This window comes from Pseudomonas sp. LS-2 (genome assembly GCF_003605735.1).
In the GTDB taxonomy this organism is placed as follows: Bacteria; Pseudomonadota; Gammaproteobacteria; order Pseudomonadales; family Pseudomonadaceae; genus Aquipseudomonas.
Genome location: NZ_QXTJ01000010.1, coordinates 34,704 through 59,958 on the forward strand (window position 1 = coordinate 34,704; position 25,255 = coordinate 59,958).

Sequence of the window (25,255 nt, forward strand, 5' to 3'; positions counted from 1 at the left end):
GAGCATTTCATAACCTGCAGTGGACTCGACCATCACTGGCCTTCACGCACTCACTGCCAATAAACATGGAACCGTGTGCCGACTGTTTTGATGCTCATCGGCATTTGCCCACGGCCACAGCGGCGCATGTCCGTTCACAAAAAAGGAGAAAAGAGTCGCCCGTAATGAGCAGTTTCCTAAAGGCGAACAACCCATCTGCAGTGCGCAAAACGGTGTCTTGACGACTGAGGGCGTAGCCATTTTAGTCACTGGTGGAATGCCGCTTTTCGATGGGCCACACATCCGAGGTTTACCAAGACCCGCATTAGCTTGATGGACGCCGCGCCCTGCTGCCACCCCACAGCAGCAACTCAAGGGAAAAAGATTCTTTTTGGTAGGGCTCCGCTTTGGAGTGCCTAGTCTTCTTACCCCATAATCAGTTTTTCTCGTCAACGGTCCCCGTTAAATCTGTAGGATTATTCGGGCTTGGAGGTGGACCTTACCAAGCGTTCCCATGCCGATCTGCAGTAGGTGCTTAGCAATCAGCAGCATCTTGGTCTGCAATCGCTCGATCAGCCCCCCACACACGGGTAGATCCGGAGTTGCATTTTCTGAGTCACCCGTAATATGGGTTACATGAAGGCGATGACGCCGGCACCCAAAATCATAGGAATGAGAGTACAGCCATGTCCCAGACCACCGTCCAGCAGTCGTTCGAGCTCACCGCCAGCGACATTCCGCCCAGCGAACTCAAGATTGATTTCGTGTTTGGCAGCATCAAACCTGCGATGGCCAAGGGTAAAGATGTATCTGAAAAAGGGTTGAACGCGACCGCTCGCGACCTGTGGATGCCGTCGGTGTCAGAGCTTTCAAAGCTGCGCGTGATGGATGGCCTGAATGTCAGGATCAAAGACGACGGCCTCGCCAAGCATATTCGCGATCTGGCTGATTCGATGAAATCTGAGGGTTTCAAGTCATCGAAGCCAATCGAAGTCTTCATCGTTGAAGAAAATGGATCGTCAATCCCGTACATCAGCGACGGTCACTGCCGTGTGGAAGCCTTAAAGCTGGCGTTGAGCGAAGGCGCCAAAATTGAGCAGTTTCCCTGCGTTACTCTTCCAACCAAAGGGATCGGCCTAGAGGACATCGTTGCCGGTTTGGTGACGAATAACGAAGGGCGTCGGCTGAGCACTTTTGAAACTGCACTTGTTGCAAAACGCCTGTTCAGCTACGGGTGGACTGCTGAACGCATTGGTGAACGTCTGCACTTCGTCCCGGAATACGTTGTGCAGCTGCTCGAGGTCGTAAGCGCACCAATTTCCATTATCGAGATGCTGCAGAAGGGTGAGCTTTCGGTTGGCCTTGCGTTTGAAACTCTTCGTAAGCATCGCGGTGATGCCGTTCGGGTGCTGACTGAAGGCTTGGCCACCTCGCAGAAGAAGGGCAAAAAGAAAGTTACCAAGGCAGATTTGGCTGGTGGCCGACTGGCTAAGGTTGTGAAAAGCCAATCCACCCCACTTTACGAAGCTGCTCAGAGCATCGCCAAAGATCCTGGATTCGCTCAGTTGAGCGACGAAAGCCAAGCGTTGCTCAACGGTGTGCTCGAAGATATCGCAAATCGAGAAAAGGCAGCTGAGGAGAAGGCGCTGAGGGCGGAGGCGAAAGCCGCTCAAAACGGCCTGGATGGTGCCGACTCTGAAGAGAAGAACGACGAAGCCGAATAGCCACGACGGTTGGGCAGGCTCAAAGGGATGTCGCCATGACTCCAGCATTGCGTAAGGCGATCACCGCCCTTAAGCCTGCTATAGAAGCTGCTAGGGCAAGGTCGGCTCAGCGAAGAATCGAGGGCAGTCCAAAAGATCGCCCTCGTGGTCAGCTACGCGACGATCTCTGTCTATGCGACCAAGCTGAAATGGATGAGTGGTTGGAAGGGTGTGACGGAGTATCGGAGAAAAGCAACGTCGTGGATGGCGCTGATTTGTAATTCGTACGATAGCTATATGTCCTGCTTTCACGCCTTTGTTAAACAGTTCGCACACCCTGCATCCGCGGGGCCAAGGTCGTAGAGGACTGCCGCTTTGGCTCCTACCACTACGAAGGACATACGACATGACCATGTCTCCCTTGGCACAACTCAGCACCCTCGAACTCCCTCCCGAAGTGTACGAGCAGGCGGCTCAAACTCTGCATCAGATCCACACATCTTTCGCGCCATTTCAGGCGAATCTAGGTTTTGCTCAAGGCAATGGGCTGGTCATGGGGTTGGTTGCCGCCAAGGCGCATTCCGTACAGCAGGGGCAGGTACTGCTAGACGTTTTTAAAAGGGCCGAGCGGTTGAAGTTAGATGAGCTGGCAGAGAGCGCTGCACGCAACCCGCACGCCCCCGTTCTGATGAACGAGAAAGCTGCTTTTTCGGCGTTTCATTTCAGAATGACTAAAAAAGAAGTCGAGGCTCAGCCCAAAAGTGGCAGTTACAACGATGGCTGGACGACCGGAGCCCATGAAGCGTGGTTTGCCCGCGCCGACCTTGCTCGTGCTGCTGCTCGCCAGGTGGACGGTACGGTGCAGTCTAGCTAGTTTCGAAGCCCTACCTACGCCCCTTCGCAGTCGATGCCGAAAGTAACCAATGGCCCTCGGCCGGAATTGCGGAGGCTCGCTGAGTCCAACTACGCTGCTTGAATGGCTTCCTTCATCAAGGCCATGTCGCCGTTCACATCAGCGAACGGCGCAAAAGCCACCGATACCTCAGAAGGTTGAGCTAATAGACCTACTTCGCCAGCGGGCGAATTTGCCTTGGAGTCTTCATTCCGTGAATGACTGGCGAAATGTGGCATCAGTCCGAAGGCGAACCGCTCTGAAAACCTTGTCAGCCCCGAGGTCCCTCCCGTAGGTATACCTGGCGGGACTTTTCGTCTCCTCTTCTTCGTCCCATTGGTCAAACCACGAGTCGGGATACCCAACGAACACAGGTGGCCGGTCCTTGTACTGATCGCCGGTAATATCGATAACGATTTCCCCATACCTCAGCCATGCGTGAGTTTCTGTAGCGAGCTTATCGGTGCAAGCTACGAAAAGAACTTGACCTTCAAGGTATTGGTTAAGGACCTCACCTAGCATTTCAGATGCCCAGCCGCACGCACCTTCCGGAAAATAGGACAGGCAGTCAGGTATCGGGGTGGTTGCGTTCAGAGCCTCTTGCATCGCCCGGCGAAAAACAGTTGCCAGATGCTCGATCTGGTTGAGGGTATGGGGCCCGGCTTGAATCATGATATCTCCTGGTCAGGACCGCAGATGCTTGGTGCGCCTCCTTTCCAAGCCGACGAGTCAAAAACTGCAGCCTCGACTTCCTCGTAGATCCGAGCCACTACGTTATCAAAACCGCATTCAAACTCTGCAGGGGCTGAAGGCTCATCAACTGCCCACATGTAGAACCATGAATCAGCTATCCCTACGAAAATCCGCGGCCTGCCGGCGAACTGATCTCCAGTCAGATCCAGGACGACGTCGCCATACCGCAACCATGCGTGGCTTCGCTCACCATCTTTCTCTTGGCCCCATACATACAGCACCTGGTTGTTCAGGCGGTCGTTTAGCATTTGCCCAAGCATCTCGCTTGTGAAGCCGCAGCTTCCTGCAGGAAATCTGGTAAGGGGGGCAGGCGTGTAGCTGAGGCCCTTCAGGGCCTCCTCAAGCGCTTCTCTGAAGCGGGTAGCAACTTCGGTTAGCTCTTCTAGTGATTTCGTCGGATCAAGGCGCATGGGCGCTCCAGGCTAGGCTGCGATTAATTGCAGTTGGCGAGCTTTCCATGGATCGTTAGCTTTTGCCAGTCTGGCCAGTTGAAGCGGCGAAACGCTGTTCCCTACAAATTTGCACTGCTGAGTCTTGGTCAGTTTGCGCCCGTCGTGTCCGCGGTCAATGATGTAGCTGTCTGGGAAGCCTTGTCCTCGGTAAAGTTCACGAGGCGTGAGCATACGAAGGCATACGTCGACGATAAGGCATCGGGCACCGTCAATTGTCACAGTGACGAGGTCGAGTTTTTCTGCATCGGTAGGGCTGTCGCCGAGCTTGCGCACACCGTATTCCAGCATGAAGTCGGCAACCCTCAGAGCTGCGTCGACTTGTGCTTCGGAGAAACGGTTTTCCTCCTTTTCCCCACCATGAAGTTTCGCGGCAACAAACTGCTGCTGGCTACCGGTGCCGGTGATGATGCTGAAGGGGACAGTGACTGGATGAGCTGGGGTCGTGTTTTTCCCCCCATTGGCTTGCACCAGTATCGGCGCCACGGCTGCAAAATGACCGCCCTTGGTCTGCGCGCAGATCGTGCGAAGAGGTTCTGTAACTGGCATGTTGCGCTGGCTGGAGGCGTTTGCGTGCTCGGTGATGAAAGGAGTGATCACCGGCGTACCTAACATGAGTTCGCCGCGGTTTGCTCCGGTTATCGTTCGCATAGGCTCGTCGATATCGTTCAGTCTGACCGCTCCTTGGTGAGTTGCCGGCAGAATGAAAGGTCGACCGTTGAAAACAAATCGCTCGATGCCTTTTGCAATGCGCTGATTTGTGGACCTTACTAACGGTCGCTTGCGATAGAAAATGCTTTTTCCAAGATCTGACCACTCGATGCACCCAGCTGCCGTGCGAAAATGACTTTGGCCCTTTTTTGGGTCTTTCGCATGCGAGGCTTCGGGCCAAACAATCGGCTGTCCATCGCACCGTGCGATGAGGAACATGCGTTCACGGATTGTGGGGGCTCCATCGTCACATGCACGTGATACTCGCCACTCAACCTCGTAGCCGAGTGATCGCAGGCTCGCAACGAAGTGATTCCAGGTACGGCTGGCCGGGTTGCCGTGGCGTGCGTATTTGCGACGCTGTTTCCGTCGGTGAAGGGCGTTTCCAGTAATTCGCCCACTATCAGGAATCAGGTATTGTTGATTTCGAGGTACAACCTCACCTGGCAGCGCAACAGTACCGTCCAATTTCACAACACGTCCCGTTACTTTGCAGCGCTTAGCCACCAAGCTCGTCCAAGCCAGGATCTGCTTTACGTTCTCCACACTCACGACCAGTGGGCGAACTTTTCCGGCCCACTTCAGAACTACCCAGGCCAAGTCCCGTAGTTCTTTGGTTCGCGGCTGGCCACCAGCTGCTTGTGAGTGGTCAGTGCAATCAGGGCTGAAGTGACCCCACGCCACACGCTTGCCTCTGCAAGCTTCTACTGGGTCGACGCCCCACACGTCGGTTAAGAAGTGCTGCGCATGTGGGTGATTTGCGGTGTGCATCGAGATGGCCGCATCATCATGATTGACTGCGACGTCGACGCGGCGACCAAGGCCCATTTCGAGTCCTGTTGAGCCGCCGCCACCACCGCAGAACAAATCAACGATCAGCCAATCATCGGACTCATCAAGACCAAGGCTGTATTGGGTGGTGTAGTCGATCGACGGAAAGTTCTTTTTGAATGCGCTCATTTGTCTACCGGATGTGGTCGCTGGGCGAGTGTTTTTGATACCGCCGATCATCCAGAGAAATTCAAATGTGCAAGGGCGATGCAGCCCCATATGTGCTGCAGTGGTACATCGATAACAGAGTGGCTTAGCCCTAAGCCTTCATCGGTATACTTGGCCGAGAAACAACGTTGGCGAGACGCCTATGGTTACGGAACCGTTCCTGACGGTAGGGAAGGACGAGTCGGGTCAATTCCTTAGTATCGACACTCAGGTAAGTGGGCGAGGAGGGCTCGTTTGCCCGTTTTGTAATCGCCCGCTTGTAGCTGTACGTGGTCTAGTGAGAATTCATCACTTCCGGCATGAAGGTGCTACCTGCAGGGAGTCGAAGAAACCCACAACGTTGATCCCCGGTTGGGACCATTTTCATCTTGCCCTACCCGGTAAAATTGTCATCGAGCTGCTGAAGCAATCCGATAGGGAATACCACGTGTCGTTCGATGTTCGTAACGTCGCAGGAATGTTCAGAAAGCTTGAGGACTACGGACTTATCCAGAACGGGTACTCACGTTATGAGCTCACCGATACCGCCATGGTGGTACCAGGACTACTCTCCCTGAGCAAGTTTGACCCATGGATTCGCCATAGACTGCAGGCTCGGCTGCGTGAAAAACAGGACCTCATAGCAGTGGGGCAGATACACCCAGCGCACTATGAGGTGGAAGCAGCAAGACAGGAGCAAATCCTTTCGGCTTCGCTTTACCTGATGGAGTTGACGACGGACGACGGATTCAAGATTTACAAGATCGGCCGCACCCGTCGTGCCACTGAGCAACGCCTGTTGGAGGTAATCCGTGACGTGGCGGCCGCGCAGCAGATGACCGTTAAGGGAAAATTATTGAAAGTCATCCAATGCGCTGGCCACGTGGAAAAATACCTCCTCTGGAAGTATCGGACTATGGCCTTTCAGATTGCTCGCTTTCAGGAGTTTTTGGCTTTGGATTCTAGCAATGCGAGCAGGCTCAAGGCTGAGATGACACGGTTTGAAAACAGCCGGCGTGCTCCAACTGTTGAGGAGTCCGTAATCATTTCTGGAGCCTGGCGCACGAGAAAAGATGGGAAAGATCTCACCATACCTGCAGCAGTCGGTGATGAGGCGTAAAAAAGTTAGGGAGTAAGCGAAGGCTGTTGTTTGCTCTTCATGCCGCCAGAATGCCACAAGCCCCTGATCACCCAATCCAGCCTTCATTGGCTTGCTCTCGTGCTTCAGTGGAGCTAATCAAATTTTCCAGGCTTACCGGCGTGTCAGAAGCACGCTGCACAAGCGTTCTTGATCTGAGAATCTGAGTCTCGTAGAAGGCCTCACACTGCAACTCATCACATTCCAAAGTCCAATGCGTCGCTTCGGGTAACACCCCTTTGGGGAAGGGATGATTAGCGTGAGGGTTATGGAAAACTTCCAACTCGGCTGACCAAGGCTCGTAGCCTTGCGGCCATAAATCTCGGTATTCCTGGCTAGTCACGTCGAGACAAAAATCGAACGCTTCGAGTGCACCAGGGGTTCGGTCCAGTATTTTGCCAAACCGGGTCATTCGGTAGCCATTTCCAGTTCGGGCTGCCGATGCCAGGACCCGCCCAAATTTCTGGATACTGCACCCGTTGCTGAAAATGATGGCTGACAGATCGTTGTTTTCACCGTTGACGAATAGTCCAGCTCGAATGGCTTTGTCACTCAGCAGATGGCTTACGTTGACCCTCGCTGCAGTCTTAATACCTTCATTCTCATGAACGGTTGCGTAAAATCCGTATAGGTAGGAGATGAGTGCTGGGCGACTCCAGGTCATCGAACCTTGAGCATGAAAGTCTGCTATCGCTAGCGCGAAAGGTTGACCAGAGACGTGAGGACATTCGTGGTAGCGCTTGATCAACTTGTTGTTGATCGTGCCAGCGTACCGTTTAGCGGCTTCACCAAGGCATTGCTCCGTCGCTTGCGAGGGCGGGGGCTCAGCGTAGGTAGTTGCGTGATCATATCGAAGGCTAGGGTTTGTGGTGACGGCTTCAATCCAGGCTGACTCGCCCATGCGGTTAGACACATGAAAGTCTGGTGAGCTGTGTTCCTGCGACACATGTCTGCCTTGCTCACGAAAGCACGCGAGCAAGTGAAGCTCCCACAACCGAGTGTGCAGGTTCTCGCCCTGAAAGTCTGGTACCCAATTAGCGTCTGGCTTAGGAAGCGCGTAGTAGAGGTATCCAATCATCCAGGCAGCCATTTCTCGTCTCTTGGTACTGAGCTGCTTGAATAGGTTGCTGGATTTTTTTTTGCCAGGTTTGTAAAGGTAGGGCCGTTTACCAACACCTGAGGGTATTGGTTCCCGAGCAGCGCCTTCGACTAACTGCAAGCAAAGCCTCTCGTGCGCTAACTCAAGGCTAGCGAACCCAAACTCCTCCAACGTCTTGGTCCAGACCAGATCCACACGTTGCCTCATCGCAACGCATCCAAAGACGTTTGCCTCGTCGTCGTATGTCACGATGCCCCAAGAAGCTCCGTCCGCAGTAAACCACCCCTGAAGGGGCATCGGCCCGACAAACCCTAAGCCCCACGGGAGTGCGAGCCCGTAGATGTCAAACATGGCTTGGGGCATTGGGATCATAGGATGCTCGCGACAGGGCTGAGATGTAGATGGGACACGCGTCAAGGATATTGGAAATCCAACACTGCACGTTTTTACGCCTTTGTTCTCAGATGAACGTCGACTTCCGCAGCGGCAGTCCGAACCTCATCATCACGCTCAAACTGCCGCAGGGTGCCTTCGTCAAAGGTAAAAAATGTCGATAACAGCTTGGCCAGCATCGGCGCCGGGCTGGCCATTGCCTTACGTGTTCAACCACAGCCTCATGGCCAAAGCTCCGCGGACTGGTAGACCTGGAACCCGTCTCCGCGTGCCGCTCAGCGTGGTCCGTCGTCACGTTTGCTGGTTCTGGTCCAAAACCTCAAAGAGGGAAAAAACTCCAGATACTGCCCAACCCCGTAGACAAGAAGAATGCTAAGGACGGCGACGACATACTTCGTGAAGATCGTGACTGAAAATCCGTCATTACAGAACTGGTATTGCTGCCATGCCTGCTTTTCCTCACATCCAAAGGCGTGATTGAAAAGGTACATCTCGTTCGACAAACTCCAAAGCAGTCCGCCTCGAGGGTCGTATCCTTCCGAAAGAATCAATGCACAGCCAATCAACACGATGCCGATGATGACGGTCAATATCCCTTCTTTTTTCAACTGCTCTGCGCTCATTTCACTACCTCAGTGTCTGTGCAGTGCGGCGATCGCATTGCTGCACTGCCTGTGTTCCCTGACATCGTCACGAATTGGTGGAAACTAGGCCGGCATCGATTGCGGACGTAGCTCCACGTATCGAGGGTGGGCATGGAGTGCGCCCGACCTCATTCCGAAATATTGGGTTTAGCTGTCAAGTCAACGCAGCGTGAAGCCATATCCAGCGCGCGATTCGCCTCCCGCTCCCAGCGCTTTGCGTAGGCGTCGTTGCTTTCCGACGCGGATTTGTAGCCCTCCGCTTGCTTCTGCCAGCTCCCAGCAATTTCTTTCCAGCCCTCGATCTGGGACTTGAGAGGAGTGCTCATAAGCATCATTCCCAGCGCAATCCCAACGCCTAATGCGCTGAGGATGTAAAGCAAGGCTTTGGGCGTGAGTTGATCTGGTTTGTCGGATGCAGAGGTGTCAGTTGTAGCGTTGGTCATGCGTTCATACCGTAACCGTCTGGCCAACTCACCTCTCAGCACACAGATCAGCTCAGACAAGAACCGGTCGCAGGTATACCCATTGAATAAGCCTGTATCTGACGTAGCTCATGCAGAGCCTGCCAGCGGGTCGCAATCGACGATGGCTTCATTGTATACTTATGCTCCGCATACCCCTTGAGCTACAGGAACATCAGCATGACTGTACTCCAAACGATCTACTGGCAGCCTACGCCGCCTTAGCGCTACGCCCCCTCGCAACATCCTGCTTCCGCTAGCCTCGCTCGCGGGTGCGCACTGCTGTACGCCTGGTTTTACACCTTAAGCACACAGCAAAAAATCCTCAAAATTTGAATTTGTATCGATTCGCTCGCCGTTCCCTTGGCGTGCGCGATGCTTTGCCTTGGATATTTTCTATGCTGCAAAAACTTAGACAAACGTGGTTTTCCAATGTCCGTGGCGACGTGCTCGCGGGGTTAGTGGTCGCACTCGCGCTTATCCCTGAAGCAATTGCCTTTTCCATCATCGCCGGTGTAGACCCCAAAGTCGGTCTCTACGCCTCATTCTGTATCTGTGCTGTCATCGCCTTTGTCGGTGGGCGCCCCGGAATGATCTCGGCGGCTACCGGCGCCATGGCACTCCTCATGGTTACGTTGGTTAAAGAGCACGGACTTCAGTATTTGCTGGCCGCGACCCTTCTATGTGGCGTACTTCAAATCCTTGCCGGCTACCTGAAGCTTGGCTCGTTGATGCGCTTTGTTTCACGCTCGGTAGTCACCGGCTTCGTAAACGCATTGGCGATTCTGATTTTTATGGCGCAATTGCCTGAGCTGACCAATGTCACCTGGCATGTCTATGCCATGACCGCTGCGGGCCTGGGAATCATCTACCTGTTCCCGTATGTACCGAAAATCGGCAAGCTGATTCCGTCACCGTTGGTGTGCATTCTGACGCTGACTGCCATCGCCATTTACCTCGGTTTGGATATCCGCACCGTCGGTGACATGGGCCAACTGCCTGATACGCTCCCGATCTTCCTCTGGCCTGAAGTTCCGCTGAATTTTGAAACCCTGCGCATCATTTTCCCGTACTCGGCTGCGTTGGCAGTAGTGGGTCTACTCGAATCAATGATGACCGCGACCATCGTCGACGACCTGACCGATACCACCAGCAACAAAAACCGCGAGTGTAAAGGCCAGGGTGTAGCCAACATCGCTGCCGGCATGCTTGGCGGCATGGCAGGTTGCGCCATGATCGGCCAGTCGATCATCAACGTGAAATCTGGTGGCCGCACCCGTCTCTCGACATTGTGTGCCGGCGTTTTCCTGCTGCTGATGGTGGTATTTCTTGGCGAATGGCTCTCCAAAATCCCTATGGCGGCACTCGTGGCTGTGATGATTATGGTGTCCATCGGCACCTTTAGCTGGGATTCCTTGCGCAATCTGAAAGAGCATCCGCTGTCGACCAACCTCGTCATGGTGGCGACCGTCGTGGTCGTAGTGGCCACTCACAACCTAGCCTACGGCGTACTGGTAGGTGTGCTGCTGGCCTCCCTGTTCTTCGCAAACAAGGTCGGGCACTACCTGGATATCAAGAGCACTCTGGAAGAGACGGAATCGCATCGGACTTACCACGTCGTGGGCCAGGTGTTCTTTAGCTCTGCGGACAAGTTCACTGAAGTTTTTGACTTCAAGGAAGCGCTCAACAAGGTCACCATCGATCTCACACAGGCGCATTTCTGGGATATCACCGCCGTCGCAGCCCTGGATAAGGTCGTGATCAAGTTCCGCCGTGAAGGCGCGGAGGTTGAAGTGCTCGGTCTCAATGAAGCCAGCGCAACAATCGTTGATCGCTTCGGCGTGCATGACAAGCCCGGTGCCATCGACAAGCTCATGAGCCACTAAGGAGAACGACAATGACCCACGTAATGGCCTGCATTGATAACTCACAATCCTCATTGGCGGTCTGCGATTACGCAGCATGGGCCTCACAACGACTCAGCGCTCCCCTGACCTTGCTTCATGTACTGGATAAGGAGAAATATCCTGCATCCGCTGACCTCAGCGGCAATATCGGTCTCGGGAGCAGAGAACATCTGTTGGAAGAGTTGGCCACGCTGGATGCGCAGCGTGCAAAACTGGCCCTGGAGCATGGGCAGCACATGCTTGAAAAAGCTCGCGAGCGAACAGCCCACTCTGGCGCCATGTCACCTGATATGAAGCAGCGCCATGGCCATCTCGTCGAGAGCCTGAGCGATCTCCAAGACGATATTCGGTTACTGGTGATTGGAAGAGTCGGTGAGGACAGCACGCGCAGTGCCCAGAGTCTTGGCAGCCAGATTGAAGCGGTAGTCCGAACTATCCACCGCCCCATCCTGATTACAGCCAGCCATTTCAGGAAACCTGAAACAGTCATGGTGGCATTTGACGGCAGCGCTACAGGCCACAAGACCGTACAGATGCTTACTTCAAGCCCGCTGTGCGAAGGCCTGCCAATTCATATCGTCATGGTTGGTACGGACTCTGAAGAAAATCAGAACGAGCTGGAGAAAGCACGAGCCACACTTGCCTCTTTTGGCTCGCTGGTGCATGCCGAGATCCGCCCAGGCGAAGTAGAGTCGGTACTGCATGCGTATCAGGCAGAGCACGGCATTGACCTCTTGGTCATGGGGGCGTACGGGCACTCACGCATCAGGCAGTTTCTGATAGGCAGCACGACCACGACGATGCTGCGTACATCCACTGTACCCGTATTGCTGCTTCGCTGAGCCAGTTCCACTGGCCACAGTATTTCCATGACTGCGGAAATACCGTGGCCACCCTGGACGATGACTAACTGATCTTGCCGTAACGAGACCACATGCAACTCATAACTGAAATTGTTCACCCCGAGCTGAAATCCAAACAGTGCAGAGTATTCCGTCGACATGCAGCGCGCGGCATAGTGATGCGGGATGAACAGATCCTGCTGCTATTCACCGAGCGCTATAACGACTTCAGCTTTCCTGGAGGCGGTCTTGATGGTGACGAGGACATTGTCACAGGCCTGAAGCGTGAGCTGGAGGAAGAGACTGGTGCTCGTCAAATACAGGTGCTCCAGCACTACGGTTACATCGAGGAGTACCGACCCTACTGTAAGCCACAGTACGATCTGATGCACATGACCTCGCATTTTTATCAATGCGAAGTCGCGCCCCAGCTAGCGCCCGTGAGAATGGAAAGCCACGAAATCGCTAATGGTATGCGGCCTGTCTGGATCAACCTGCATGAAGCCATAACGCACAATGAAGCCGTGATGCAGCGTCACGAGTCTTCGATGGGGCAATCAATTCTGCGCGAAACCTACATGCTGAGAAAAGTCGCTTCCGAGTTGTTGATGCCAATCAGCCTTTGAGCTGACTATTGGAGAAGTCCACTTAGCCTGTATCAGGCAAGCATCCAATGCTGCGGGAGTAATTGCGTGATTTCGCTCGCCCGCTGTGTCGGAAGCCGCATCAGAACATCCTTGAGATAGGCATACGGATCGTGCCCATTCATACGCGCCGACTGGATCAGGCTCATGATTGCCGCCGCCCTTTTTCCACTGCGCAGCGACCCGGCAAATAACCAGTTCGAGCGCCCAAGCGCCCACGGCCGGATCAAATTCTCTATCTGGTTATTGTCGATGGGCACAGCACCATCTTCCAGGTAGCGCGTCAGCGCTACCCAGCGTTTAAGGCTGTAATCCAGGGCCCTGGCCGTGGCCGAACCCTGGGGCACAAGTTCGCGTTGGGCCAACATCCACTCATGCAGTTTTTCAGCGATGGGCACCGCTGTTTCCTGACGTAATCGCCAGCGGTCTTCGTCGCTCATTTCCTTGGCGTGTCGCTCGACTTCATACAACCCGCCAATCGAGTGAAGCGCCTGCTCCGCCAACTGGCTTTTATTGGCTGCATGCAGGTCGAAGAATTTGCGGCGTGCGTGGGCCATGCAGCCGATTTCGGTGATGCCCAGCTCGAAGCTGGCCTTGTAGCCGGCGAAGTCATCGCAGACTAGCTTACCGTTCCAGGTGCCCAAGAAATTACGCGCATGTTCGCCGGCACGGCTGGGGCTGAAGTCGTAGACTACGGCCTTTAGGGCCGAGAAAGGCGTGGTGCTATAGGCCCACACGTAAGCGCGGTGAGTTTTCTTTTCGCCTGGTGCGAGCATCTGAACCGGGGTCTCATCGGCGTGGATCACGCCCTGGGCCAACACTTGCTTACGCAGCGCATCGACCAGAGGCTGGAGTTGCACACCGGTCTGTCCGACCCATTGCGCCAGTGTCGAGCGAGCAATTGCCAGTCCGGCCCGGCCAAAAATCTTCTCCTGCCGGTACAGCGGTAAATGGTCGGCGAACTTCGCCACCATCACGTGGGCCAACAGGCCTGCGGTCGGGATGCCCTTGTCGATCACTTGGGCCGGAACAGGCGCCTGGATCAGTGTTTCACACTGACGGCACGTCCATTTTCCACGCACATGCTGCTCAACGGTGAACACGCCCGGAGTGTAATCGAGCTTCTCGCTGACGTCTTCGCCGATTCGCTGAAGCTGGCAGCCGCACGCGCACTGAGTATTCTCTGGTTCGTGACGGATCACGGTTCGCGGAAACTGCGGCGGCAGTGGTGCACGCTTGGGCTTATTACGTGGCTCGGCCGGTGCGGCCGGCGGATTGGCTGCCTTCAACTCGGCTTCGATAGCTGCGATATCGGTATCGAGCAGATCATCGAGCAGACTGCCTTGGTCGGGGCTCAGTTGCTCGCTGCGCTTGGCGAACTTGTGTCGCTTGAGGATGGCGATTTCATGAGCCAGTTGCTCATTGACCGTTTCGAGGCGTTGGATTTTCTGGCTCATGGAGTCGACCTGGAACAGCAACTGCATAGCCTGTTCGGCCAAGCCGCGCAGCTGTTCCGGTGTCATCTGGTCGAGATTGGGCGAGGAAGTCATGCCGCTGATTGTGTCAGAGCAGGTCGTCAACAGCGATAAACCGATGGGCTAATGGCAGGGGCTAAAGCACTGTGATCGCGCTGCCTGCGCCGACCCGCTGCCACGGCAAACCCAGTACCAAGGCTTGAAGTTGCTCGTTATCGAGTTCGACTTCCGATCCGTGACGGATGCCGGGCCAATGAAACTTGCCTTGGTTCAATCGTCGCGCTGCCAGCCAAATGCCCACACCGTCATGCACCAAGACTTTCATTCGGTTGGCACGGCGATTAGCGAAGAGGTATGCGCAGTGCGGCTTCGCCACACCGAACACCGCGATCACCCTGGCCAGAGCGGTCTCGGTACCGGCGCGCATGTCCATAGGCTCGGTGGCAAGCCAGATGGCATCGATCCGAATCATACCAACAGGTCTCGCAGAAAGGTGGCACAGGCGACAGCGCTTACGGTCGGCCAGTTCACTTTGACAGTGCCACGCGGGTGCTGGATTTCAATACAGATACTTGATGAAGCTGCCTGCGAATGTCCTCCGGCTAGCGGCAAGGGCACTGGAATGAAAGCAGGTTGCAGCGCCATGGTTTTGTTCGTGTTTACCCTTATCCATTTATGGACGAGGTTGGCGTTAAGGCTGTGCTTCTGCGCGACGCTGGCAATTGATGCGTCGGGCTGGGCGCACTCTTGGACAACTTGGGCCTTGAAGGATTTTGAATAGGAACGGCGTTGTGACTGCATGGAAAGACCCGCTTAAAAGGCTAGAAATGGTGTCCACCTAAATTAGGTGGACACCATCGCCTTTAGCGTCGGGGTCAGGAAGGTGAGTTGGCCGGACGGTTACTTCATACCTTAGTCAGTGCGCGAAGTCGCGCTTGTTTCACTGGCTTAGCCCGCACGAAGGCGGGCTAAAGGGGACGATGTTTTATTGTCGCCCAGCATCTAGGGCAGGGATCAACCTCTAGCTTTAGCTGAAGGGTTCCTCGGCCTCTGTCACCGCTTTTGCTAGGCGTGGAAAGGGTTGTTCCTGGTCTGGCAAAATCGTCCTCGGTTATCCCTATCCAGCGATGCGGTTCAGCTTCTTATAGTCATCCCAGTCAATACCAAGCACCGCGGCCAGTTTTCGATGTTGGTCCATGCGCCATTCTTCTGNACTCATCAACCTCAAGTCCACGACTTCGAGCTGCTTCTGCGAAAACGACCAGCCGCTGCTGTTCACGGTATTCCGCAACGGTCATGCCGCATGCTTCGATTACCGCTGGTTTGACCGACTCTATTTGGGCCAGCGCACCAGGGTTCTCAGCGAAGAATCTATCGCGTGCCGTGCTGTACCGGTTTTCGATACTCATTTATCCAACCATCCCTTGCTAATCATTTACCGAGGTTTAGGCCTGCATTAGTGATCGTTGCACCGTTTTTTTTTCATCGTCCCTGCGTCACTGGAAATCACGCTGTAATGACCAGGTGGGATATCCATCGTGAGCAACCCGCCGCACTGGGGACACGCGGGATTCGCCATGATCGCCGGGCCCGAAGGTAGGTCATCAGTCCACCATACCTTTTGACAGCTCCCTAGGCAGGCGTGGCTTGGTACACCCTGATTAGCGCTGTAGATGAGGTGCCCTCTAGTTTTCACGATCTGCATTTGAGGCTCCTGCTCGATCTTAGGTCGCGAAAAGCTCCCTTTCCTACGGGCTCGGCCCGCGCATAGGCGGGCTTATTAGTGCACCGAAGTATCTGCTGGCTGATGTCTTCTTGCAGGCGAAGCACGTGTAACCGCGCGGTCGCAATGCCGCTAGTTTTTTATGGCGGCACAGGAGCAACCTGCTGAGCGTGATTATGCATCCCCGACGTCAACGCGATGCTGGCATCTTGGTCATGCATTCAGATTAACATTGTCAGGTGCCTTCCCGGCACCTTGGCGCTGATCGTTCACTTTGAAACCAAAGGACACGACTGTGGCAGGCTGGATAGGTGCACAACACCCGATGGGACTGATCAGCGATTGCGGAGCATTTATCAACGGCCGGGGTGCTGGCCGGACACGTTTGCAGGCGCTCGGTCGTATGGATGCAAGAGCCCTAGTCTCCAAGCTCCCTCAGTTGCGCTGCGCGGTTTTGATCCTATCTTTTGACTTTCTTGCACCTCGAGCCCTTTTTCTCCACTCCGGCTCAGTAAGGCGTCCGTACAGGATGACCCCCGCATAGACGATAGCGGCAACAATGAAGGGGGCGAGACCCTCCAGAAGCATGATAAAAACCTCCCATGGAGGCTGGGTGCAGAACGCAACAATTATGAAAACGACTATCCAGCAACTGAGAAACGCTACTGCTTTTAGGTACGTCGAAACTGACTGGTCAATCATGGTTTTTATCGCTCACTTCCCGTCGTGCATCACCCACGTTTTTTTGTAGGTTTTGTTATGCCAGGCGTTGTCGGCCCGTCACGCAACACGTGCGTAACCTACTGATAGGCAGATGCAAAAACGCCGACGAATGCGCCGGCGTCTTTAGAGTCATTTGTTTATCGGATGACCGGGCCGCTGAATCCCATTGTCATGGAAATCTGGTCCGCGACAGACGCTCCAATTCGTTTTGCGAAGCGATCAAACGGATTTTCCTTTGCGGTGAAGTCGACGACTCGACTAGCACCGACCACGTCACGAGCGACGAAGTCGACATCACCCAAGTGGTCGATCAGACCAAGTTGGAGTGCCTGCTCACCTGACCAGATCAGACCGGAAAACAGCTCTGGGTGACCATCAATTTTCAGGCGGGCCCCGCGGCCGTCTTCAACGGCTTTGATGAACTGCGCGTGAGTGGTTTTGAGGACGTTTTCCCAGAAGGCCGACTCCTCAGCATTCTTTGGCTGGAAGGGGTCCAGGAAAGCTTTGTGCTCACCCGAGGTATACGCCCGCCGCTCAACACCAACTGTGTGCATGAGATCAACATATCCAAAGGTCGCGGCTGTCACGCCGATGGATCCGACAAGGCTGGCTCTATTGGCGTAAATCTCATCGGCTGCGCTGGCGATGTAATACGCTCCCGACGCTCCGAGATCACTGATGACGGCATAGACCTTAATGTCCTTGTGGAGCTGTCGCTGGCGTTTGATCTCGTCGTAAACCTCTCCCGCCTGCACTGGGCTACCGCCAGGCGAGTTGATTCTCAGGGCTACCGCTTTCGTGCGGGAATCATCAAAGGCCTTGGCAATGCTTTTCTTGATCACTTCAGCGCTCGCGGGACTTCCTTCCGAGATTTCGCCGTAAACGTTGACCGCTGCGGTGATCTCCTTCGCGCCGGCGTCATCAATGTCGCTTCGCTCCATGGCAATGGTCGAGGCTGCGACGGCAAAGGCGACTGCCCACAAGCCATACTTCACATAGCCGAAGCGCCGAGCAGACTTGCGCTCTTTGATCAAATCGGAGACCAGAGCGCTCAGCACCTGGTTATCGGGTTCTTTCTCAGACATGGTGGACCTCGACGGATAATGTTGAGCGCATCATGGATGGTCGAGGACGTTGGTTGGCGCTCATTGGCCCCTCACGCGGGGCCAGATATCAATTCGAGTCTTAGGTCGAGGACACGTCACCTTGAGGAGGCTTGAGGGGCAATGAGAGAGTTGGCTCGCTCTCTCACTATCAGATTCCCGTACGTCAATGCTTGATCAAAGGGACGTCACTGCAAACCAACGCTGAATTCCTGGCGCAGGTTCAAGTGGCCCAGAAACCTCAACTGCAGGGACAACAGGTCTTCCTTTTGCTTTCGCCTGCACATACTCCAACGCTGCATCAATGTTGATGAATTGCTTGTTCGTATGTGAGTAACGCGAGGCCGGCACCGGCCTTTCCCGAGATTGGGTCATAGGGATATCAACCGCGGCGATATCAAACCAGTGACCGTAGGGAATTGGGGTCTGGTCATCATTATGGGCAATGGTCTCTGCCATATTCACAGGGGCAAAACCTATGGGTAGCTCCAGCTTCAAGCACTGGTCAATATTGTTGATTTGGTCGCCCCCGTCCGCAATTGCACGCTCGGAAACCCAAACTTTTGCCGATTGGCTCAATCGGCCGATCCAGTCCCTTAGGCGGTAGGTGAAAAGTGGATTCACCGTAACGTTCGGAATAAGGGCGTTATCGAAGTCCAGACGGCCGCTGAATGGAGGCTCTGTACCCTTTGTGGCTCCGTATCGGAAAGCTAGAGACCAGTCATCAGCTGCGGCAATTGCATTCTCATATCCGCGGAGGCCAGCATGCTTGTCGTGGTACAGCTCGATGAACAGAGCTTTCATTTCCGATCGCGCAAAGTCATTAGGTGCAATGCGATGAAGGTGGGCAAATGCGTTGTCAGTGGTTGCACAGATCGTAGCCATTTGCATGCCCCGGCGACATAGAACGCCCAATGGGATAGCAAGGACAGGATGGCCAACACGAGATTGTGAAATGTCTTCTCGTACACCAAGCCATTGCTCGACGAGGTCCCAATGGTCATTTGGCGAAATGCATTCTACCCCGGTGAGTGAATCAAGAGTCGCCGCGTACTGATCGCACTGATTCAGGAGTGACTGCTTGTGAGCGTGGGATTGGAATGCAGATTCTCTGATCCAGCCCACTGCGTCATCCGCTTCAAATAGTCTGGTCTCCGACGCGTCGTGAGTGCGCAGTGCAACCCATCGACGCTCTTTCTCAATGAGCTTGGTCTTGCCTTGCATTACGACCACGCGGTGAACCCAGGCATGAGGCTCCAATCGGTTATCCATCTCGTGTTGAGTCGGAGCGAGATAAACATGGAACTTGCTAGCGCCGGTTACCGTAATCCGTAGTGTTTCATATTCCTGTTGTTCGTAATGGGCTTTAATCACCCCTACGGATTGCTCGCCGGACCCGGCCAGCAAGAACATTTGGTCAAGCAGAGACCGCCATGCTGCGGGCGGAGAACCGTCTTCAAATTGTGGAAGGTCCTTGCCTCTGTTAGCTGCCCGCCATGCAGTGACCGCCTTATCGACGATTGCCTCAGCTTGGTCGCCAGATGCAAGTCTACCGATCGTCAATGCGCTGAGTAGGTGTGCTCGTGTTCCAGCTTCCTGAGCACGCTCGGCCTGAATATGACGTAACGCAGTCTTAAAAAAACGGATGTACTCAACCTGGCCCTCACGACTGTCACGGTCATGGATATACCACTGCAGCTCTGCAGGCGACACAGCATCCAATACGAGATAAGGGGTCTGAACCCGGTTCCAGCGCCCCTCTTGCAGCGCGGTGAGGGTTACCTTTGTGCTGAACTCCCGCATATTTATGCGGCCCCAGCCCTTAACGTCCACGAAGACGTGCAGGTCTTCGCCGCCACGGGCTACGACGCGCATCCCTACGTCCTCGGTTGGCTGGAACCTGAAGCTGAATCCCGTGTAGGTTCGGTCCTCGATTTTACAGGCACCTGGAGCTGTATCGGGATTCATCAATGACGTCCAGTTGCAGAGAACGCGCGAACCAGATTTTAGGTAGGAGTTCTTCTCAGCGATCCATGACCGAACTGGCTGTCGTTTCTTCTTCGGAAGCATTCCTGCCCCGTCATCGTCATGGATGAAACGAAGCCATTTGTCTTGAAAGGCCTGGGTCATGAACTGGAGCGACTGCGCACCTTGGTAGAACTTACCGAACAGATTTAGCCGGTGGTCGAGTCCACAGATCAGAAGGAGAAATCGTTTGTAGTGCAGAGCGAAAGCTGCGTGCGCTTTGAGATGCTTGGTATAGGCCACATCCTTGAAAGTGATCTGGGAGCCATCTACTCCCCGGAACACTCGATCCTGATCATCCTTCGACGGGAAAAGACGCGCAGAACCAAGGTGTGATTCCACGGGAGAGATGATTCGGTGAATATTTTCCCCATCTCGCGCCATTAGAAACACCTTCCGGTTTTCTTGACTACCAGCAATGTTGGCGCCATCGCTACCGTAATCGATGTAGCGGTGAGTTGTGGCCAACACCAGGATGCATCGCTTGGTGGGGAATATCTGATTGACCAGGCCTTCGTGCTCGACCAGCGCCTTCTTGAAAAGGTCAAAGTCATTGAAGTCGAACCACTCGTCTAGGTCGGTGTACACAGCCAGCTCTTCATCAATCTTCAGCTTTCGCTGGACGATGCTCAGAGGGATGCTGCTGTCAGCAGAGATCCCGGTGCGAATGGCTTGTACTTCAACACCTTCACCAACATAGAGATCCAACGATTGAATCCCTTCTAGGAGGGCCTCGACGTGGTTTCTAACGTCTTCCGTGGCGGCGAGTGCGGCAGCAGCGTTTTCACTAAAATATGGGGCCATCGCTTGGACGGTAGCCGCAATATCTCGGGTTTTAGACTGAATCCAATCGCCTTGGATTGTGGCGACCTTTAACTCGTGATTCGCTGCGATTGAGAGAGCTGCGATTGTCTCTTTTGTGATTCCTGTTTCGATTGCTCCGGAAAGTGTCCCGTTGGCTATGCCCGCTAACAAGTGAACGCCGGTGCTGGTCTCCGTGATTTGAGTATCTGGAGCCCCTACACCACCAGACTGTGCGGGTTGGGTTTTCATCGCCTCATCGACAATCTTCTGCAGGATCGCTGGGTCGCTTTGTGCCTGGATGAGCTCATTTTGGAGCTTCATCACCTCACCTTGTAGACGCTTGATTTCGCCGGCCCGGATCTGCTTGGAGTCAGGCTCAAATTCAAAATTTGCTAGGAAGTCAGATAGGAGGAAAGCGTGCTCACCACAGGTAACGTGGTGGACCTGAGGTTTGCCTTCAGCGTTGACGGATTCAAACCGGACACTCGACCCAAACTTTGAGGGGTGAGCTCGAACGATGATGGTGTGTGGAGAATTGTCGACCCAGCGGATCGACTGAAGAAGTAAGACCTCGTCTGCGTTGATGGCCTTTGACGGGATCTGATTTTTGGCTTTCCAGTATTGGCCTGCCTGCAGCGCTTGAAACCGTTCAACGCGCTCAATCGAAGGTTGTCTCAACGCTACATCAGTTGCAGGGGTGCGATTGTTATCGGACATGATTGATTCCATATTGAGCAATGAAAAAAGCATCCCATGCAATCCCAGATTGCAATCCTCGAAAGCCAAAAACGAAGGCACCCTGCCCGAAGTGCTGAGTGCGAGCAGGGTGCCTCGTTAAAACAACGGCGTAGCTTGTAAGCGTCACCGATCGTGATTTAGTGAGCGACAGCCGCGCGTACCGTCTTGGGGGTGGATTCCTTAGTTCTGATTGTGAGGACTGTACTTGTCAGCACTGGAGCGTCATTCACGGGAATGACTACGACAGTAATCAGAGCCGGCTCAGACCAAGCCCCAGCAGTGTCCTGAGCTCTGTAGGTCAGTGTCGTCGTGCCATTCCAGTTCAGATCAGGAGTGAATGTCAGAGTGGAGCCGGCGATCGTTGCCGTGGCATTTGCTGGTGGAGTTACGATTTGAAAGACCGTAGGCGTCGGAGAGTCGATATCGGTTGCGGTCAAAGTGACGGTGCCGACGGTGTCCTCATCGATCGTGAGCGTCTTCGCTTGCGCCACCGGTGGATCGTTCACAGGTCGAACCGTGATGGTGACTGTTGCAGGCGCGGACCAAGCGCCGGCGCCGTCCATCACTCGGTAGGTCAAGGTCGTTGTGCCGTTCCAGTCCTGACTTGGCATGAAGCTGAGGGTAGAGCCGGAGAGAGTTGCTGTTCCGTAAGGGGAGGCTGTGACAATTTCGAAGGTGTAGGGGCCAGGACCGTCGTCACTCAACGTCAGCGTGACAGAGCCCTTGGTGTCTTCGTCCGTGGTCAACGATGCGTTGATCGCAGTCGGCGTCACGTTGTAGCAGCTGTTGTGCTGAGTCCACGACGAGTAGTTCTTTTTGCTTCCGTCGGTCCAGAGGTCGTAGGTGCGGGTTTGAAAGTTGGTACCGCTCGGGGTGTTGGTGGGGCACGCTAATGCTTGGGTTTCTGTCTGCGTGGACTGATAAATGGCCGAGCAACTGGGGTGCTGAACCCAGGCCGAATAGTTTCGGATGCTGCCGTCAGTCCAGACCTCGTAGGTGCGGGATTGATAGTTCGTTCCTGCAGGCGTAGCCGCTGGGCAGGTGAGTTGCTGATTTTCTGTCTGTGTCGACTGATACACGGCGTAGCAGCTGTTGTAGACAGTCCACCCGGAATAGTTCTGCCTACTGCCATCAGAGTAGAGATCGTAGGTTCGCGCTTGATAAATTGAGCCACCGGGCGTGGTCGCCGGGCATGTGAGCGCTTGAGTTTCACTTTGCGTGGCGACAAAGGTTGGCCCGGCGGCAACGCAGGAGTTAGACCGAACAGTCCATTGGCTAGGAACCTTCGGCGTCCCGTCCGGGTTGATTTTACACTCGACGTTGGTGTTCAAGTTGAACGTGCATCGCATGACAATCGACCCCGTTTGCCCTGCAGGGCAAGCAAAGGTTGCATCAATTGGCCTGATAACAGAGCCACCATCAGCCCAGGCGGTGCTGATGAATAGCTGTAACAGAGCCACAGTAAGGATCAGAAAGTTGCGCATTCGTCTGGCCTTTCATTAGGTACGTAAGGGCTGCTTATGCATGCAAAACTCGCAGTGCTGAGCGACCTGTAGCCTATGCAAGCTACTTCGAAAGGGATTGCGAAAGGCCGCAATTCGCTACCTTGGATGGGCGGATTGAGATTCAAAGATGTTGACCGCACGATGGCAGTTAGGACCTAAAGGGCGGAGCGAATTGTCGGCCTAGGTTTGCGTTTGTGATGCACAGTGAACTCATGAACCTAGGGAGCCTACTGATGCCAAATGTTCGATTCATGAGTCGTAGAGACGTTGAGACACATTTTCCAATTTCGCCATCTCATTTGATTTCAATCTCTGACGGAGAGGATGACCAGGCGCTGGTGATTGACGCACGGTGGACCAGCGTTTCGCGCATGTTTTTCCTTGATGGGGAATATGATGAGGCGCGAATAGAAATGTTTGGCACTCGATTCAAGATCGCCTTCCAGGATTACTTTTCGATGGCACAGGCGGACGAGTTGAAGCGCCTGATCGTCGGTCTGACTTCATCAGGAAAGGACATTGTCGTTAACTGCGAGGCAGGCAGATCTCGTAGTGCGGCAGTCGCGCGATTTATTGCAGAAACTAGTAATTACAAGCTTTTGCAAGATACGCCCCACGCCAATCAAACTGTTCTACGTCTTTTGCGGGGGGATCCCATTCTCAGAGCAGCATTGCGCGAGAACACCCAGCCCCAGCGCGAAGGAGACTCTCAAACTGGATGGTTTAAGTGGGCACTGACTAATTTGGGTCTACAAAAAGCACATATCGATAGCGACGACCAGGGCACCCGCTGAAGCCCACGAAAAGAATCTTTTTGGGGTGGGGCTTGCTCTTTTTCGATTCTCTGGATGATGAGGGTATCTCCAGTAGAGGACGAATCATGGTCAAGCACCACTACCAGGCCGCAGCGCTTCACGTCTGCGGCCACAAGGGCTATCACTCCTTCAGAACGGGCAATAAGGCCGAAACCAGCGAGGAGAAGCGTTATGCCGCAAACTCGGTTTGTGCTGACTGCGCCTCAAAGATCCAGACTTGGTTCGGGCATGATGGGGCCGGGTTTTACAAGATTGAACTGCCTAAGCTGGTGTCTCGATTCCCAAGTTCAATCGGGTGGGGCAACCGGGTGCGGATTACACAACTGAGAAAATTTGGCCCGTTAATGAAGAAGCTGGAAGCAGCGGGCGAAAGTGACCCCCTTGGCGCATTGGTCCTTCAGATTTTGAAACTGATGTTCAGGATTGAAGCTGCTTCGTTCTGGATTGATGTAGAAAAGCATACCTATGGTAGCTACAGCCTCACCTGGGATGTAGAAGCCCTCATCCGTGGCCGTGAAGCATCGTCTAATCCTCTGGGTAAAGCGTCCGTAATGGGTTATTGGTTCCAACATAGCCCCTCTCTTATCGCCGAGGCGAAAGCCCTCATCGCCGCCTCGAAGCAAAGACTCAAAGAGGTCATAGGGGATCTAGACGCACCGAAGGCGGCATCGATCTGCTAATGGACTGGCGCTGGGGGGAAATGCCTTAGATCGCCTTTCCTCCCCAGGCAATAGCGACAATGCCTTCATTGGTCCCACTGCACGGTGCAGATTCGAGTCCCCTCAGGAAATCATCAGTAAAAAATGGTGGTCAAATTTCGGGAGGTGATTCGATGGTTCAAAGGTTCCTTTGTCCTCAAGTGGTATTCAAAATGGCTGTCGTACCACTCACGCTGCTCTCCGCTTCGGCGTTCGCCTCTTCCGATCCCGCTGCCTTCGAAAGTCCTTTCGAAATGGTGTTTTCCAATTTAGAGGACGTAATGAAGTGGTGCGGCCCTGTCCTAGGCTTGGCAATTGCCATGAGGGGGGTTCTCTATATCTTCAACTGGGGGAATGGCAGTCGGGAATCTTATATTCCGCCTGCCCAGCACCTTGAGGCACCGCAGGAAATCCCAACGCTAGAACTCAGTGACGCGCGTCAACTTCCGCCAATGGAGCAACGTGCAGTCGCCCCAGAAAAAGCTTTGGATTTAACACCTCCCTCAGGAGGTGGACGGAAGCTCCACCTGGACTAGTGCACTTCTTCGCTGGTGATATGCCGCGACGATCGACTTATCAAAATAGGTTCAGCTTCGCATGCGCAAAAATGCTTTTCACACCTATGCAACAGTCTTGGGCTCGGTTGTGATGTCCAGCCTGATTTTGTGGCCAGATTCTGCAATGGCAAGGGACATTAACCCAGACCGTGCTTCCAATGACGCTTTCGCAAGCTTGCTGAAGCTGGTAGCGGTCATGGGGGGCATCGCCGTTGTTGGGTGGAAGTATCTCAACTCAGAGAGTGCGGTGAGGTCATCGCGGCCTGCAAATCGCAATGCTGACGTCTCACCGGTGTCTCCTCCTGAAATCTTGAATCCACTTCAGGTACCTTCGGACGAACATTGTCTCACTCGTGATTCAGCCGCGAAAGGTAATGGCTCGACCGAAAGCGGTGGTAGAAAGCTGTTCCTAGATTGAGCAACGATAGCCCAGTGTTTCAACGCTCCCAGTCCCTTCCTTCAGCACCAGCTGCGACCAGAGTTTCAACTGCCCAAA

The 25,255-nt window shown here is 54.3% G+C and carries 21 protein-coding genes and 1 pseudogene; 9 read left to right on the plus strand and 13 right to left on the minus strand.

Going from position 1 to position 25,255, the window contains the following annotated elements:
• Window positions 1-665: 665 nt before the first annotated feature.
• Together D3M70_RS06750 and D3M70_RS06755 are read left to right on the plus strand one after the other, a co-directional pair.
• Window positions 666-1,703 (plus strand): ParB/RepB/Spo0J family partition protein, encoded by a 1,038-nt coding sequence (locus D3M70_RS06750; RefSeq protein WP_120125072.1) that lies wholly within the window; start codon window positions 666-668, stop codon window positions 1,701-1,703.
• Window positions 1,704-2,088: 385 nt separating this feature from the next.
• Window positions 2,089-2,556 (plus strand): hypothetical protein, encoded by a 468-nt coding sequence (locus tag D3M70_RS06755; protein ID WP_120125073.1) that lies wholly within the window; start codon window positions 2,089-2,091, stop codon window positions 2,554-2,556.
• 225 nt (window positions 2,557-2,781) lie between these two features.
• On the opposite strand, the gene D3M70_RS06760 is transcribed toward D3M70_RS06755, so the two are convergent.
• From D3M70_RS06760 to D3M70_RS06770, 3 genes are read right to left on the minus strand one after another with little or no spacing between them, the layout of a single operon-like run.
• Entirely contained in the window at window positions 2,782-3,246 is a 465-nt protein-coding gene (locus D3M70_RS06760) for a hypothetical protein (protein ID WP_120125074.1), read from the minus strand.
• Window positions 3,243-3,737 (minus strand): hypothetical protein, encoded by a 495-nt coding sequence (locus D3M70_RS06765; protein WP_120125075.1) that lies wholly within the window; start codon window positions 3,735-3,737, stop codon window positions 3,243-3,245. The genes D3M70_RS06760 and D3M70_RS06765 overlap by 4 nt, the downstream gene beginning before the upstream one ends.
• A 12-nt stretch (window positions 3,738-3,749) precedes the next feature.
• Window positions 3,750-5,447 (minus strand): DNA cytosine methyltransferase, encoded by a 1,698-nt coding sequence (locus D3M70_RS06770; protein ID WP_120125110.1) that lies wholly within the window; start codon window positions 5,445-5,447, stop codon window positions 3,750-3,752.
• Between the two features lie 466 nt (window positions 5,448-5,913).
• Here D3M70_RS06770 and D3M70_RS06775 point away from each other — a divergent pair, with 466 nt between their 5' ends.
• Window positions 5,914-6,585, plus strand: a complete 672-nt coding sequence (locus tag D3M70_RS06775; RefSeq protein ID WP_133306442.1) for a hypothetical protein — start codon at window positions 5,914-5,916, stop codon at window positions 6,583-6,585.
• A gap of 67 nt (window positions 6,586-6,652) precedes the next feature.
• Here D3M70_RS06775 and D3M70_RS06780 read toward each other — a convergent pair whose 3' ends face one another.
• From D3M70_RS06780 to D3M70_RS06790, 3 genes are all read right to left on the minus strand, one after another.
• Entirely contained in the window at window positions 6,653-7,897 is a 1,245-nt protein-coding gene (locus D3M70_RS06780) for a hypothetical protein (protein ID WP_218568408.1), read from the minus strand.
• Between the two features lie 473 nt (window positions 7,898-8,370).
• On the minus strand, window positions 8,371-8,718 hold the full coding sequence (locus D3M70_RS06785; protein ID WP_120125078.1) for a hypothetical protein: 348 nt from the start codon (window positions 8,716-8,718) through the stop codon (window positions 8,371-8,373).
• 149 nt (window positions 8,719-8,867) lie between these two features.
• On the minus strand, window positions 8,868-9,182 hold the full coding sequence (locus tag D3M70_RS06790) for a hypothetical protein (RefSeq protein WP_120125079.1): 315 nt from the start codon (window positions 9,180-9,182) through the stop codon (window positions 8,868-8,870).
• A gap of 416 nt (window positions 9,183-9,598) precedes the next feature.
• Between D3M70_RS06790 and D3M70_RS06800 the strand changes: the two genes are divergently transcribed.
• The 3 genes from D3M70_RS06800 (at window position 9,599) to D3M70_RS06810 (ending at window position 12,575) form a co-directional block, all read left to right on the plus strand.
• A complete protein-coding gene (locus D3M70_RS06800) occupies window positions 9,599-11,086 on the plus strand; it encodes a SulP family inorganic anion transporter (protein ID WP_077750518.1) in 1,488 nt (495 codons plus the stop codon).
• An 11-nt stretch (window positions 11,087-11,097) separates the two neighbouring features.
• The gene (locus D3M70_RS06805) at window positions 11,098-11,949 is read left to right on the plus strand and encodes a universal stress protein (protein ID WP_120125080.1); all 852 of its coding nucleotides are present in this window, start codon (window positions 11,098-11,100) and stop codon (window positions 11,947-11,949) included.
• Window positions 11,950-12,041: 92 nt separating this feature from the next.
• Complete coding sequence (locus D3M70_RS06810; protein ID WP_120125081.1) at window positions 12,042-12,575, plus strand: NUDIX hydrolase; 534 nt, start codon at window positions 12,042-12,044, stop codon at window positions 12,573-12,575.
• Window positions 12,576-12,607: 32 nt separating this feature from the next.
• Here the strand turns inward: D3M70_RS06810 and D3M70_RS06815 are convergent, their stop codons facing one another.
• From D3M70_RS06815 to D3M70_RS06855, 7 genes and pseudogenes are all read right to left on the minus strand, one after another.
• The gene (locus D3M70_RS06815) at window positions 12,608-14,143 is read right to left on the minus strand and encodes an IS66 family transposase (protein WP_120125082.1); all 1,536 of its coding nucleotides are present in this window, start codon (window positions 14,141-14,143) and stop codon (window positions 12,608-12,610) included.
• Window positions 14,144-14,204: 61 nt separating this feature from the next.
• Entirely contained in the window at window positions 14,205-14,540 is a 336-nt protein-coding gene (gene tnpB / locus D3M70_RS32765; protein ID WP_009684097.1) for an IS66 family insertion sequence element accessory protein TnpB, read from the minus strand.
• A complete protein-coding gene (locus D3M70_RS06825; protein WP_120125083.1) occupies window positions 14,537-14,869 on the minus strand; it encodes a transposase in 333 nt (110 codons plus the stop codon). Before D3M70_RS06825 ends, tnpB begins: the two co-directional genes overlap by 4 nt.
• Before the next feature lie 412 nt (window positions 14,870-15,281).
• Window positions 15,282-15,477: pseudogene (locus tag D3M70_RS34050) on the minus strand (DUF6388 family protein); the annotation flags it as partial.
• Between the two features lie 1,174 nt (window positions 15,478-16,651).
• Complete coding sequence (locus tag D3M70_RS06845; RefSeq protein WP_120125086.1) at window positions 16,652-17,599, minus strand: S49 family peptidase; 948 nt, start codon at window positions 17,597-17,599, stop codon at window positions 16,652-16,654.
• 195 nt (window positions 17,600-17,794) lie between these two features.
• Window positions 17,795-21,163, minus strand: a complete 3,369-nt coding sequence (locus D3M70_RS06850; protein ID WP_120125087.1) for a hypothetical protein — start codon at window positions 21,161-21,163, stop codon at window positions 17,795-17,797.
• Window positions 21,164-21,321: 158 nt separating this feature from the next.
• Entirely contained in the window at window positions 21,322-22,668 is a 1,347-nt protein-coding gene (locus D3M70_RS06855) for an Ig-like domain-containing protein (RefSeq protein WP_120125088.1), read from the minus strand.
• A gap of 272 nt (window positions 22,669-22,940) precedes the next feature.
• Between D3M70_RS06855 and D3M70_RS06860 the strand changes: the two genes are divergently transcribed.
• From D3M70_RS06860 to D3M70_RS31675, 3 genes are all read left to right on the plus strand, one after another.
• Entirely contained in the window at window positions 22,941-23,483 is a 543-nt protein-coding gene (locus D3M70_RS06860; RefSeq protein ID WP_165869752.1) for a dual specificity protein phosphatase family protein, read from the plus strand.
• A gap of 86 nt (window positions 23,484-23,569) precedes the next feature.
• The gene (locus D3M70_RS06865; RefSeq protein ID WP_133306443.1) at window positions 23,570-24,184 is read left to right on the plus strand and encodes a hypothetical protein; all 615 of its coding nucleotides are present in this window, start codon (window positions 23,570-23,572) and stop codon (window positions 24,182-24,184) included.
• Window positions 24,185-24,799: 615 nt separating this feature from the next.
• Window positions 24,800-25,177 carry a hypothetical protein gene (locus tag D3M70_RS31675; RefSeq protein WP_133306444.1) on the plus strand — a complete coding sequence of 126 codons (378 nt, stop codon included), beginning with the start codon at window positions 24,800-24,802 and terminating at the stop codon, window positions 25,175-25,177.
• The last annotated feature ends 78 nt before the right edge of the window (window positions 25,178-25,255 follow it).

Excerpts from the sequence above, each read along its gene's own strand:
- D3M70_RS06865 (WP_133306443.1), top strand. The coding sequence starts at position 23,570 with ATGGTCAAGCACCACTACCAGGCCGCAGCGCTTCACGTCTGCGGCCAC.
- D3M70_RS06860 (WP_165869752.1), top strand. The coding sequence starts at position 22,941 with ATGAGTCGTAGAGACGTTGAGACACATTTTCCAATTTCGCCATCTCAT.
- D3M70_RS06785 (WP_120125078.1), bottom strand. The coding sequence starts at position 8,718 with ATGAGCGCAGAGCAGTTGAAAAAAGAAGGGATATTGACCGTCATCATC.
- D3M70_RS06825 (WP_120125083.1), bottom strand. The coding sequence starts at position 14,869 with ATGCAGTCACAACGCCGTTCCTATTCAAAATCCTTCAAGGCCCAAGTT.
- D3M70_RS06805 (WP_120125080.1), top strand. The coding sequence starts at position 11,098 with ATGACCCACGTAATGGCCTGCATTGATAACTCACAATCCTCATTGGCG.
- tnpB (WP_009684097.1), bottom strand. The coding sequence starts at position 14,540 with ATGATTCGGATCGATGCCATCTGGCTTGCCACCGAGCCTATGGACATG.
- D3M70_RS06800 (WP_077750518.1), top strand. The coding sequence starts at position 9,599 with ATGCTGCAAAAACTTAGACAAACGTGGTTTTCCAATGTCCGTGGCGAC.
- D3M70_RS06815 (WP_120125082.1), bottom strand. The coding sequence starts at position 14,143 with ATGACTTCCTCGCCCAATCTCGACCAGATGACACCGGAACAGCTGCGC.
- D3M70_RS06770 (WP_120125110.1), bottom strand. The coding sequence starts at position 5,447 with ATGAGCGCATTCAAAAAGAACTTTCCGTCGATCGACTACACCACCCAA.
- D3M70_RS31675 (WP_133306444.1), top strand. The coding sequence starts at position 24,800 with ATGCGCAAAAATGCTTTTCACACCTATGCAACAGTCTTGGGCTCGGTT.
- D3M70_RS06765 (WP_120125075.1), bottom strand. The coding sequence starts at position 3,737 with ATGCGCCTTGATCCGACGAAATCACTAGAAGAGCTAACCGAAGTTGCT.
- D3M70_RS06855 (WP_120125088.1), bottom strand. The coding sequence starts at position 22,668 with ATGCGCAACTTTCTGATCCTTACTGTGGCTCTGTTACAGCTATTCATC.
- D3M70_RS06810 (WP_120125081.1), top strand. The coding sequence starts at position 12,042 with ATGCAACTCATAACTGAAATTGTTCACCCCGAGCTGAAATCCAAACAG.
- D3M70_RS06790 (WP_120125079.1), bottom strand. The coding sequence starts at position 9,182 with ATGACCAACGCTACAACTGACACCTCTGCATCCGACAAACCAGATCAA.
- D3M70_RS06755 (WP_120125073.1), top strand. The coding sequence starts at position 2,089 with ATGACCATGTCTCCCTTGGCACAACTCAGCACCCTCGAACTCCCTCCC.
- D3M70_RS06760 (WP_120125074.1), bottom strand. The coding sequence starts at position 3,246 with ATGATTCAAGCCGGGCCCCATACCCTCAACCAGATCGAGCATCTGGCA.
- D3M70_RS06845 (WP_120125086.1), bottom strand. The coding sequence starts at position 17,599 with ATGTCTGAGAAAGAACCCGATAACCAGGTGCTGAGCGCTCTGGTCTCC.
- D3M70_RS06850 (WP_120125087.1), bottom strand. The coding sequence starts at position 21,163 with ATGTCCGATAACAATCGCACCCCTGCAACTGATGTAGCGTTGAGACAA.
- D3M70_RS06750 (WP_120125072.1), top strand. The coding sequence starts at position 666 with ATGTCCCAGACCACCGTCCAGCAGTCGTTCGAGCTCACCGCCAGCGAC.